General features: G+C 67.8%; 10 protein-coding genes. 1 reads left to right on the top strand and 9 read right to left on the bottom strand.

Annotated features, from left to right (window positions below):
* Nucleotides 1–2 precede the first annotated feature (2 nt).
* The 9 genes from AC1DS3_RS20620 to AC1DS3_RS20580 all read right to left on the bottom strand — a co-directional run bounded on the left by AC1DS3_RS20620 (nt 3) and on the right by AC1DS3_RS20580 (nt 10,113).
* The gene (locus AC1DS3_RS20620) at nt 3–581 is read right to left on the bottom strand and encodes an acyloxyacyl hydrolase (protein ID WP_441632191.1); all 579 of its coding nucleotides are present in this window, start codon (nt 579–581) and stop codon (nt 3–5) included.
* Nucleotides 582–937: 356 nt separating this feature from the next.
* A complete protein-coding gene (locus AC1DS3_RS20615; RefSeq protein WP_441632190.1) occupies nt 938–2,746 on the bottom strand; it encodes a putative bifunctional diguanylate cyclase/phosphodiesterase in 1,809 nt (602 codons plus the stop codon).
* Nucleotides 2,747–2,953: 207 nt separating this feature from the next.
* Nucleotides 2,954–4,144, bottom strand: a complete 1,191-nt coding sequence (locus AC1DS3_RS20610) for a M24 family metallopeptidase (RefSeq protein WP_441632188.1) — start codon at nt 4,142–4,144, stop codon at nt 2,954–2,956.
* Between the two features lie 79 nt (nt 4,145–4,223).
* Entirely contained in the window at nt 4,224–5,192 is a 969-nt protein-coding gene (locus AC1DS3_RS20605; protein WP_441632186.1) for a Bug family tripartite tricarboxylate transporter substrate binding protein, read from the bottom strand.
* 131 nt (nt 5,193–5,323) lie between these two features.
* On the bottom strand, nt 5,324–5,986 hold the full coding sequence (locus tag AC1DS3_RS20600; RefSeq protein ID WP_441632184.1) for a TetR family transcriptional regulator: 663 nt from the start codon (nt 5,984–5,986) through the stop codon (nt 5,324–5,326).
* Between the two features lie 88 nt (nt 5,987–6,074).
* The gene (locus AC1DS3_RS20595; protein ID WP_477127843.1) at nt 6,075–6,959 is read right to left on the bottom strand and encodes an alpha/beta fold hydrolase; all 885 of its coding nucleotides are present in this window, start codon (nt 6,957–6,959) and stop codon (nt 6,075–6,077) included.
* 13 nt (nt 6,960–6,972) lie between these two features.
* Entirely contained in the window at nt 6,973–7,632 is a 660-nt protein-coding gene (leuD, locus tag AC1DS3_RS20590; protein ID WP_477127842.1) for a 3-isopropylmalate dehydratase small subunit, read from the bottom strand.
* The gene (leuC, locus tag AC1DS3_RS20585; RefSeq protein ID WP_477127841.1) at nt 7,625–9,043 is read right to left on the bottom strand and encodes a 3-isopropylmalate dehydratase large subunit; all 1,419 of its coding nucleotides are present in this window, start codon (nt 9,041–9,043) and stop codon (nt 7,625–7,627) included. The genes leuD and leuC overlap by 8 nt, the downstream gene beginning before the upstream one ends.
* 59 nt (nt 9,044–9,102) lie before the next feature.
* On the bottom strand, nt 9,103–10,113 hold the full coding sequence (locus tag AC1DS3_RS20580) for a tripartite tricarboxylate transporter substrate binding protein (RefSeq protein ID WP_441632176.1): 1,011 nt from the start codon (nt 10,111–10,113) through the stop codon (nt 9,103–9,105).
* 164 nt (nt 10,114–10,277) lie between these two features.
* Between AC1DS3_RS20580 and AC1DS3_RS20575 the strand changes: the two genes are divergently transcribed.
* Entirely contained in the window at nt 10,278–11,198 is a 921-nt protein-coding gene (locus AC1DS3_RS20575; RefSeq protein WP_477109210.1) for a LysR family transcriptional regulator, read from the top strand.
* Nucleotides 11,199–11,251: the final 53 nt, after the last annotated feature.

Raw genomic sequence — 11,251 nt, 5'->3', positions numbered from 1 at the left:
GATCAGAAGCGATAACGCACGTAACCCGTGTAAAAACCGCTGCCCGGATTGGGCTGCTTGATACCGGCGTTGGAGACGTGCTGGTAGCGGAAGCCGGCTTCGTACGCGGTCTTGGGGCCAAAGGCCATGCCCACGCCGATCATGTCGGAGAACTGGAACAGGCTGCCGGAGCGGTGCTCGTCAGAGGTGGCCTTATGGCTCATCATGCGCACGCCGACGGAGGCCTCCAGGAAAGGCACCAGCGAGCCGCCGCGCTTTTCCACGCGCAGGATCGGCGAGAAGCCGAATTCGGTCACATTCTGGTGATTGGTGCCGCTGCGGGCGTTCCATTCGGCCAGTTCGGCCTCCCACTGCAGCTTGGCCAGCCAGCCTTGCGGGTTGCCCCAGGCAAAGCCGGAGTCCCAGTTCACGCCAACTTCGTACTTGTTGAGGTTGTGGCCGGGATCGCGGCCAAAGGCCACGTGCACCCCCGGATCGGCTTGCGCGGCGGCGCATGCGCCGAGGGCAGCCATGGCGCCAAGCGCCTTGATACGTGTTGCAAGCCGGCGGGCAAGGCCGGCGTTCTTCTTATCGATGGTCATGTGCATGGTGGGTGGTAATTACCGCGAAGAATGACAAGTCCTAGCGAAAACCTTGCCACCTCCCAGCGGCAAAGCCGACCACCCGTACTCAGGACCAGAGGCGTTCCACCACCCAGCCCGCGGTCACGCAGATCGCGAGCCAGGCGCTCAGGCACCCGGCAATAAATCGGTAAGTCATGGTCAATTTCCGCAACAATCGCTTAGGGACAAGCGAATCATTACGGAATTATACATCCGTTCATGAATGTATGTTGAGGCCGGAGAAATCGGGCTAGGGCTCAACGTATCGGTGAGCGATTATGCACCTCCGGGACAGCACATGCTTGCGGCACCGCAGGAGCTGTTGCCACGCCGCGTCAATCCCCCAGCGCCACGGCGCTTTGGCCCATGACCGCGGCGAAATCCATTGCCGGCATCGGCCGGCCTAGCAGGTAGCCCTGCGCCGCGTCGCAGCCCTCCTCGGCCAGCAAGCGTTGCTGGACGTGGGTCTCCACACCTTCCGCCAGGGTTCTCATGCCCAGCGAGCGCGCCAGCGCGATGACCCCGCGAATGACCGCCAGGGCCTCGGGTGCAGTACCGAGGACCGCAACGAATGATCTGTCGATCTTGAGTGTCGCAACCGGCAGGCGCGTCAGGTAGGCCAGGCTCGAGTAACCGGAGCCGAAATCGTCCAGCGAGGCGCTGATGCCGCAGCGCCGGAGCTCGTCGAGCGCCGCCGCAGCGCTGTCGAGGTCGGTCATCAGGGTGTCCTCGGTGACTTCCACGTCCAGCAGCCCGCATGGCACCTCGTGCTCGCGTGCGAGGTCCGCCAGCAAGCCAGCCAGCCCCGGCATGACCAGCTGCCGCGCCGACAGGTTGAGCGAGATCCTGGGCACCGCCAGGCCAACACGCCGCCAGGCCGCTATCTGGCGGCACACGGCGCGCATGACCCACAGCCCCACCGCCGGCTCCAGCGGCGACTCCAGCAGCACATCGAGAAAGGCGGCAGGAGGCAGCAGGCCGCGCGTTGGGTGCTGCCAGCGCAGCAACGCTTCCGCGCCCGCCAGCCTGCCATCGGGCAGCGACCACTGCGGCTGGAAGTGAAGCACCAGATGGTCGTCTGCCATCGCGGCATGCAGGTCGGCGCGCAGCTGCAGGCGCTGCCGCAAGCCTTGGGCGAGGTCCAGGTGGAAGACGCGGAACTGGAAACGCCCCGCGGCCTTGGCCGCATACATGGCGGCATCGGCGTGGTTCAACAGGGTGTCGGCGGTGTCGCCAGCCTCAGGCCACTGTGCGATCCCTGCGCTGGCACCCAGCAGCAGCGTGTGGCCGTCCACCTGGAACGGCTGCGACACGCCGGCCAGGATGGTGCCGGCAAAGCGCTCGGCCTGTCCCGGCCGCGCGTCGCGCAGAATGAACACGAACTCGTCACCACCGACGCGCGCGACAAAAGCCGAAGGTGCCAGCAGCGCGCGAAAGCGTTCGGCGACCTTGCACAGCAACGTGTCGCCCACCGCATGGCCAAAGGCATCGTTGACTTCCTTGAAGCGGTCGAGATCGACGAACAGCACCACCACCCCGCCCGCTTGCGGTGCTTGCGCCTGCATGCCGGCCGGCAGCATAGCCGCCTGGGCTTCTGCTGCTTGTTCTGCTGCTTGTTCTCCCGCCTGCGCCACCGCGCGCGCCAGCACCTGCGTGCAGCGCCGGCGGTTCGGCAAGCCGGTCAGGTAGTCGTGATCGGCATGGTATTCCAGCTGTGCCGACTGCTGCCGCTCGCGGCTGACGTCGCGAAAGAGCACGGTAAGGCCGTTCGCATCGGGAAAGGCGCGCGCTTCGAACCAGCATGCCAGCGGGGCATAGTAGGCGGTGCAGGTGCATGATGCGCCGCTGGCAGCGGCCTCATGAAACGTCCGGTCATATGCCGAGCCAATCAGGTCCGGATAGCACTCCCAGATGCCTCGCCCGTCGAGATCCGTACGCCTGCGCTTGAGCAAGCGCTCCATGGTCTGGTTGACGTAGGCGAATCGCCACTCGCGGTCGAGCGACATGACGCCATCCGTGATGCGATCGAGCATCGCGCCAAGATGCGTGGGCAACGCCCCGGCGGGCGGCGTGTTCGCGGGATTGGCATGGCAGGGCAAAAATGGCGCGCGCTGGGGAGAGTCGTCCATGTCGAGGGGGGGCATCCGAGCACCGCATGCATCACGGTGGACAAGGCGGCAGGTGGCAGGCGTCGGCCGCATTTTATCCTCGAACGCCCCGCGCCGGTATGCCGGCGCGCGCCTTCGGCCCAAGGATTGCGCGCCGGTGCCAGCCACGATGCCCCCCGGCCACATACGGCTTCCCCCCGCTATCCYCCTGCTATCCCCACTACCCCCCGCTTGCCGCCGGCATCACGCCACGGTTGCGTAATCCAGTGTCTTTGGCGTCTTCACGATGACCTCCGGGCGCTCACCCACCACGACCGTATCGTCGAGCCGGAAGCCGCCCAGCCCATAGACATAGATGCCCGGCTCGGCCGAGTAGACCTCGCCGCCCAGCAGCGTGCGCGTATTGAAGGCCATGTCCTCCGGATACTCGTGCAGCATCAGCCCGACCGCGTGGCCGGTGCGGTGGAAGATGTACTCGCCCAGCCCCGCGCGCTCGATCACGGCTTGCGCGGCGGCGTCCATGTCGCAGACGCGCCGGCCGGTCGCCGCGGCCGCCACCGCCGCATCGGTGGCCTCCGCGGCAACCTGGTAGCAGCGTGCCTGGCGCGCATCCGGCTTGCCGCAGAACCACGTGCGCTCGTTCTCCACGTAGTAGCCATTGAGGCGCGGCAGGATCAGGTTGACGACGGTGTCTCCAGCCGCGATGCGCGCGCCGCACGCGGCGCCGTCGCCATGCGGCGAGGCCGAGGCCGGTCCCGTCAGCGTCCAGCATTTGAGGATATCGAAATCCTCGCCGGGAAAGCGGCGCGCGGCCTCCTCCACCATCAGCGCCGACATGGCATGGTCCAGTTCCTGCACCAGCCGCCCCGGCCGAATGTTCTCGCGGTAGCGGTCCTGCACCCAGTCCGTCAGGCTCCCAAGCTCGCGCATCACCTGCAGCTCTTCCGCATGCTTGACCCAGCGCATGGCGCGCATTTCCGCCATGGCCGGGCGCAGCGCGAGCTCCGGCAGGTAGCGCTGTGCCGCCGCGAGAATCGGGTGGGCCACGTCCACGGCAATGCGCGAGCCGCCCAGCCCGTGCGACGCCAGCAGCGACGCCACCACCTCGGGCAACTGCGGCGCCAGCGCCAGCCGCTGCGACACGCGCGGATGCTCGGCGTAGTACGTCACGTCGCGCAGCCAGACCTTATCCTTCTCCGTGCACAGGCGCATGTGGTTGGTGGACAGCTCGTTCATCACGGCGAAGGGTTCGCCGTTGCGCGGCACGAACACGAAAACGGGGCGCTCCCACGGCCAGACATCCAGCTGGAAATTGGTGGCGAACTGGAAGAAGTCCGGCGTGCTGAACACCAGCGCGTCAACGCGGATGCGGTCCATCAGCGCGTGCATCATCGCCAGGCGATAGTCGCGCACGGCGGTCGTGATCTGGGGCATGTCTAGTCTCCTTGGTTCCTTGAATCCTTGGTAGTGGCTGCAGGCGGGTGCAGGCGGGTGCAGGCAGATCCGGCCGGGATCAGAGGGCGATGCCGAGCTTGCGGATCATGGGGCCCCAGGCCTGCGCGTCGCGCCGCATATAGCGCGCCACCTCGGCCGGCGGTCCCTTGATCGGGTCGAGGAACTGGTTGGCCAGCTTGTCCTTGAATGCCGGCTCGTCCATGGCTGCATTGATGTCGGCGTTGATCTTCTGCACCAGCGCCGCCGGCGTGCCGGTCTTTGCGACGATGGCGTACCAGCCCGGCACCGCCACGTCGTAGCCAAGCTCCTTGAACGTCGGCACATCGGGCAGCGCGGCCAGGCGCCGCTCGCCGGTCACGGCCAGCGCCACCAGTTTCTTGCCGGCGATATAGGGCTGCACGCCCGCCACCACATTCATCATGGCCGGCGTCTCGCCCGACATCAGGCTGGTCGAGCCGCCGGCGCCGTTGAACGGCACATGCTGCAGCTTGACGCCTGCGCGCTCGGCCACCAGCTCCATGGCCAGGTGCGTGGAGTTGCCGATGCCGCCGGAGGCGTAGCTGATGCCGCCCGGCCGCGCCTTGGCGAGCCGCACAAATTCGGCAAAGCTGGTGGCGTGCATCGCCGGCGCAACCACTAGCACGAACGGCGAGTTGGCCAGCATCGCCACGCCGGTCAGGTCGCGTTGCGGCACATAGGGCAACGTGGGGTAGAGGAAGGGATTGAAGGCCAGGTTGGACACGCCCGCGAAAAACAGGGTGTAGCCATCGGCCGGCTGCTGCAGCACATAGTTGATGGCCAGCACACCATTGGCGCCGGGCTTGTTTTCCACAACAACGCTGCGTCCCCAGCGCTTGCCCAGCGTTTCGGCCAGCGCGCGCGCGAGCACATCGTTGCCCGTGCCGCCGGCCTGCGGCACGACCAGCCTGACCGGGCGCTGCGGCCAGTCCTGCGCCCAGCCGGCGGCACCGCATGCCATGCCCGCCACGGCGAGCGCGGCGCTTAGTATCAGTGTGCGTCTGTTCACTTCGATCTCCTCTCGAATCCCCTTGAGCGGCACCCTCGCATCGCGGTGCATCCGGTTTACTGTACCATGTGGTACACGGAGAGGAAAAAAATTTTCGAGGCTGCGGCGCCGATGCCGGCGCCGCGCACGGATCAGGCTTCGGGTTCGGATTTCGCGCCCGGGGCCCTGGGCGCATTCAGCATGCGCGCGAAGTATTTCAGCGCGGCAGTGGTGCCCTTGCGATCACCCGTGGTGACAAGATCCAGCAACAGGCCACGCACGGTGGCCACCTCGATGCGAGCCCGCAGCTTCGCCTCGCTCGTGCTCAATCCAAGCTGCTTGTGAAAGCGCTCGGTCAGCGCGCCGGTCCAGCTGCCTATCACATCGTCGAGGAACACCTGGAAGCGTTCGCGATCGCGAATGGCGCGGCCGTAGATCTCGAACAGCAACTGGATGATGGGCAGGTAGTTGTCCGCCGAGTAGCGCGCCCAGGCTACCTCCAGCGCCTGTGCGGGATCGGACTCGCTGGCGGCCAGGCTGGCGCGCGCATCCAGCTCGGCATGGCGGATGCGGCGCAGCACCGCCTCCCAGAACTGGTCCGCCGAGCCGAAGTAGTAGATCAGCATGCGGTGGCTGGTGCCGAGCGCCTCGGCGATATGGCGCAGCGACAAGTCGCCGATGCCGTGCTCCAGCACGTGGTTGACGGCGCCGTCGAGCAACTGGATGGCCTGGTCGCTGGCAGCGCGGCCTTGCGCAAGCCTATCGGGCCTATCGGGCGTTTCGGTGGCAACGGCGGGATTCTTGCGGGGCGGCATGGGCTGGGGAAAGCGTTCGGTTGGGCACGGGGGCGAAGACAGCGAGTGTAAGCCAGCCCGGCTCGCAGTGCATTCGCCCGTTGCGTCCTTAACCTGCGCCCAGCAGGAAGGGCAGCGTATCGTCCAGCAGCAGCTCCGGTATTTCCTCGGCCATGTAGTGCCCGCACGGCAGGCTCTTGCCGCTCACGTTGCTCGCCACCTTGCGCCACTCTTCCAGCGGCGCGAAGCAGCGGCCTACCGCGCCCTGCTCGCCCCACAGCGCCAGCATCTCGCACCGGACCTTGCGCCCGGCGGCCAGGTCGGCACGGTCGTGCTCGAGATCGATCGACGCGCTGGCACGATAGTCCTCGCACAGCCCGTGCGCCGCGCCCGGCAGGCGCAGGCAACGCAGGTACTCCGCCATGGYCGCCTCGGTAAACGGCGCCAGGCCGGCGCTGCGGCTGCCCATGGTGCTGCGCAGGTAGAGCGCCGGATCGGCCTCGATCAGCGTCTCGGGAAACGGCGCGGGCCGGATCAGGAAGAACCAGTGGTAGTAGGCCAGCGCGAACTGCAGGTTGGTCTGTTCATACATCGCCAGCGTGGGCGCGATATCCAGCGTGACCAGCCGCTGCACGGCATCCGGATGATCCACCGCCATGCGGTGCGCCACGCGAGCGCCGCGGTCGTGCGCCATCACCAGGAAGCGCTCGAAGCCCAGCGCGCGCATCGCCGTGACCTGGTCCTGCGCCATGCTGCGCTTGCTGTAGTTGGCGTGATCCGGCAGGCCGGCGGGCTTGCCACTATCGCCGTAGCCGCGCAGGTCGGTGGCAACCACCGTGAAATGCCGCGCCAGCGTGGCGGCCACCTTGTGCCAGATCACATGCGTTTGCGGATGGCCATGCAGCAGCAGCAAGGCCGGGCCCTGGCCGCCGACGACAGCGTGGATCTCGACGTCGCCACATGGAATGCGATGTTGGGTGAACCCTTCGAACACGTTCAGTCCTCCTTCAGGCGGACAGCCGCGCCATGGTCTTGGCGGCGACGTCCTGCAGCCAGGGCTGCGACTGGTGATGGCGCCGCGCGAACGCGGCGATTTGCGGCGACTGTGCCAGCGTTGCGCCGATCATGTCCAGCCCCTGGCGGAACATGGTGCGGTGGCGCTCGGCCAGCATGAAGGCAAAGCGCAGTGCGCCGGCGCTCACCGACATCGCCGCGAGGTCGATCTCGATCCGCGCGGGCACACCGCCCGACACCGCGGCCATCAGCGCATCCACCTCGGCCTGCGGCAACATCACCAGCAGCAGCCGGTTGTTGATCGCGTTCGAGTAAAAGATCTCGCCAAAGCTGGGCGCGATCACCGCGCGGATGCCGTATTGCTGCAGCCCCCAGACGGCGTGCTCGCGGCTCGAGCCACAGCCAAAGTTCGGGCCGGCCACCAGCACGCCCRCGCCCTGGTACCGCGGCTGGTTGAGCGCGAACTCCGGGCGCGCAACGCCTTGCGCGTCGAAGCGCATATCGTAGAACAGGCCACGGTCCAGCCCCGCCTTGTCGATGATGCGCAGGAACTGCTTGGGCATGATCTGGTCGGTGTCGAGGTTGCCGATGGGCAGCGGCGCGCCAAGCGCGGCGATCAGGTCGGAATCGTAGTCAGGCATGGCATCAGGCATTGGTTTGCTCCAGGCGGCGCGCATCGGTGATGCAGCCGGTCAGCGCCGCCGCGGCGGCCATGGCGGGGCTCATCAGGTGGGTGCGCCCGGCGCGCCCCTGGCGTCCCTCGAAATTGCGGTTGGTGGTGGAGGCGCAGCGCTCGCCCGGCGCGAGTACGTCGTCGTTCATGGCCAGGCACATCGAGCAGCCCGGCTTGCGCCATTCGAAGCCGGCGTCCAGCAGCACCTGCGCAATGCCTTCGTCCTCGGCCTGCTGGCGCACCGCGCCAGAGCCCGGCACCACCATCGCGCGCACGCCTTCGGCCACCTTGCGCCCGCGCACAATGGCGGCCACGGCGCGCAGGTCTTCGATGCGGCCATTGGTGCAGGAACCGATGAACACGCGCTGCACCGGCAGCCCTTCGAGCGTGGCGCCCGCCTGCAGGCCGATGTRGTCCAGCGCCTTGGCGGCGGCGCTGCGCGCCGTGTCGTCGACGGCATCCTCCACCGGCGGCACGCGCGCATCGATGGGGATCGCCTGATCGGGGCTGGTGCCCCAGCTCACATACGGCGCCACGCTGCCGGCGTCGAACACCAGTTCGCTGTCGAACCTGGCATCCGCATCGGAGTGAAGCGCGCGCCAGCAGGCCAGCGCGCGCTCGCGCAGGGTGGCATCGATATCGGCGGCGCGGGCCAGCACGTATTCGAAGGCCGCCGCATCCGGCGCGATCAGCGCGCCACGCGCGCCGGCTTCCACCGTCATGTTGCACAAGGTCATGCGCGCCTCGATCGACAATGCGGCAATGGCGCTGCCTGTGAACTCCACCACATAGCCACGCGCGCCCTGCGCGCTGATGCGGCTGATGATATGCAGGATCAGGTCCTTCGCGGTGGCGCCACGCGGCAGCACGCCGTCCACGCGGATGCGCATGTCCATCGCCACGCGGTACACCAGCGTCTGCGTGGCCAGCACGTGCTCCACCTCGGACGTGCCGATGCCAAAGCCAAGCGCGCCCAGCGCGCCATAGGTGGTGGTGTGGCTGTCGCCGCACAGCACCACCATGCCCGGCCGGATCATGCCGTGCTCGGGCGCGATCACGTGCTCGATGCCCTGCAGCGCGTCATCGGTATCGAACAGCGGGATGCCGTGCTTGACGCAGTTGCGCTTGAGGTTGCGCGCCTGCAGCGCCGAGGCGGGATCCTGGATGCGGCGCGGGCTTTCGGCGTGGGTGGGGATGATGTGGTCCACCACCGCCACCTGCTGGCCCGGCGACGGCACGCCCCGGCCCTGCGCGGCCAGCCCGGCGAAGGCCTGCGGGCTGGTGTATTCGTTCATCAGGTGCAGATCCGCGTAGAGCAGCACGTGGTCGGCATCGAGCGCGGCCACGGTGTGCGAATCCACCAGCTTGCGATAGAAGGTAAGGCCTGACATGGGACTCTGTTTGAAGTAAGTTGTAAGTCAAAAATGGCACACGGCGGCAGGCGCCGCGCTTACTCCGGCGTGATGCCGGCCTGCTTGATCTGCGCGGCCCAGCGCTTGATTTCCTTGTGCAGCATGGTGTCGGCCTGGGACGGGCTCATGGTGAGCGGCTCGAAGCCTTCCTTGAGCAGGCGCGCCTTGATCTCCGGCGCGGCCAGTGCCTGGTTCAGCGTCTGGTTCAGTTTTGCGATCACCTCCTTGGGCGTGCCGGCCGGCGCGCTGACGATGAACCAGGTCTCGAACGCGTAGTTGGGCAGGCCCGCCTCGGCAATGGTGGGCACATTGGGTAGCAGCGGCGAGCGCTTGGGCCCGGTCACCGCCAGCGCGCGCAGCTTGCCGGCCTGCACCTGCGGCAGCGCGGCGGAGAGCACCGGGAAGCTGAGCTGCACCTGGCCGGCGATGGTATCGACCATGGCCGGGCCACCGCCTTTGTACGGCACGTGCAGGATGGCCGTGCCGGATTCCGACTTGAACAACTCCGCCGCCATATGGAAGGTGCTGCCGGTGCCCGCCGAGCCAAAGCTCAACTGCCCGGGGCGGCTCTTGGCCAGCGCAATCAGTTCCTTCACATTCTTGGCCGGCAGGCTGTTGGTCACCACCAGCACATGCTGCGAGGTGCCCATGGTGCCAACCGACGCCAGGTCGCGCTCGGTGTCGAACGGCAGCCTGGCGAACAGCGACGGATTCACCGCCAGCGCCACGTTGTTGATGGCCAGCGTATAGCCGTCGGGCTTGGCCTTGGCGGCCTGGTCCATGCCGATATTGCCCGAGGCGCCCGCGCGGTTGTCCGCCACCACAGGCTGGCCGAGTTGCCGGCCCCACGCTTCGGTGACCAGCCGCGCGGCGATGTCGACGCTGCCGCCCGGGGCGAACGGCACGATCAGGCGAATCGGGCGCGCGGGAAACGTCTCGGCTCGCGCCGCCGCCGGCATGAGCGCAACTGACAAGGCGGCAGCGCTCARGGCGAGCGGCGTCCGGCAGATCCGGCAGATCCGGCGGGCGATGGCGGTAAGGCGGTTCATGTGGGGTCTCCTGGGTGGCAGGCTGGCTGCAAGGGAACGCCCCCGGCGCCGCCGCGCTTATTCAGATTTGAGATGCCAGTTTAACCATTGAACCCATCGCTATAATTTCATCCATAGACTTTCATTCAGTCGCTTAATTCACCAATCAGGCCTCGGATCGCATCGTGGACAACTTCTCCGACCTCGCCTTCTTCGTCACCCTGGTCAAGCGCGGCAGCCTGGCCGGCGCGGCCCAGCAGTTCGGCATCACGCCGTCGGCCGCCAGCAAGCGGCTGATGGCGCTGGAAACGCGGCTCGGCGTGCGCCTGCTCAACCGCACCACGCGCCGGCTGAGCGTGACGCAGGAGGGCGAGGCCTACCTGGCGCAGGGCGCGCGCATCCTGGCCGAGCTGGAGGAACTGGAGCAAGGGCTTGGCGGCAGCCGGGTGGCGCCGCGCGGGCTGCTGCGGGTCAATGCCACGCTGGGCTTCGGCAGGCGCCACGTGGCGCCGGCGGTGGGCGCCTTCCTGCTGGCCTGCCCGGAGGTTGAGGTGCAGCTGGAACTCACGGACCGGCCGCTGAACCTGGCCGAGGCGGGCTTCGACGTCGGCATCCGCGTGGGCGATTTGCCCGATGCGCGCCTCACCGCCCGGCCCATCGCGCACAACCGCCGCCTGCTATGTGCCGCGCCGCGCTACCTGGCCAGCCACGGCGAGCCGGCGTCGCCGCGCGAGCTGCAGCAGCACCGCTGCATCGTGATCCGGGAGAGCGACGCCACCTACGGCACCTGGCACCTGCGCTCGGCCAGCCGCCAGGAAACCGTGAAGGTACGCGGGCCGGCCAGCACCAACGATGGCGAAGTGGCCCTCGGCTGGGCCTTGCAGGGCCACGGCATCTTGATGCGCTCGGAATGGGAGGTGGCGCCGATGCTCCGCTCCGGGCGGCTGCGCCAGGTGCTGCCCGACTGGGAAACGCCGCCAGCCGATGTGTTCGCGGTATTCCTTACGCGCGACCACCTCACGGCCAAGGTGCGCGCGTTCGTGGACTTCTTGGCGGAACACTTCGCGGCCCACCGCATGGCGGGCGCGCCCTATAGTGGCTGGTAGCCGTTCAGGCCATGCCGCGCAGGAACACCAGCGCCAGCCCGGCGGCGCCGCAA

It is taken from the genome of Cupriavidus sp. 01L46, assembly GCF_056399905.1.
Note: the sequence above shows the minus strand (reverse complement) of the source record. Positions and strands in the feature narration are given on the sequence as shown.

Coding starts and splice junctions, on each gene's coding strand:
- AC1DS3_RS20620 (WP_441632191.1), bottom strand. CDS start 581: ATGACCATCGATAAGAAGAACGCCGGCCTTGCCCGCCGGCTTGCAACA.
- AC1DS3_RS20615 (WP_441632190.1), bottom strand. CDS start 2,746: ATGCCCCCCCTCGACATGGACGACTCTCCCCAGCGCGCGCCATTTTTG.
- AC1DS3_RS20610 (WP_441632188.1), bottom strand. CDS start 4,144: ATGCCCCAGATCACGACCGCCGTGCGCGACTATCGCCTGGCGATGATG.
- AC1DS3_RS20600 (WP_441632184.1), bottom strand. CDS start 5,986: ATGCCGCCCCGCAAGAATCCCGCCGTTGCCACCGAAACGCCCGATAGG.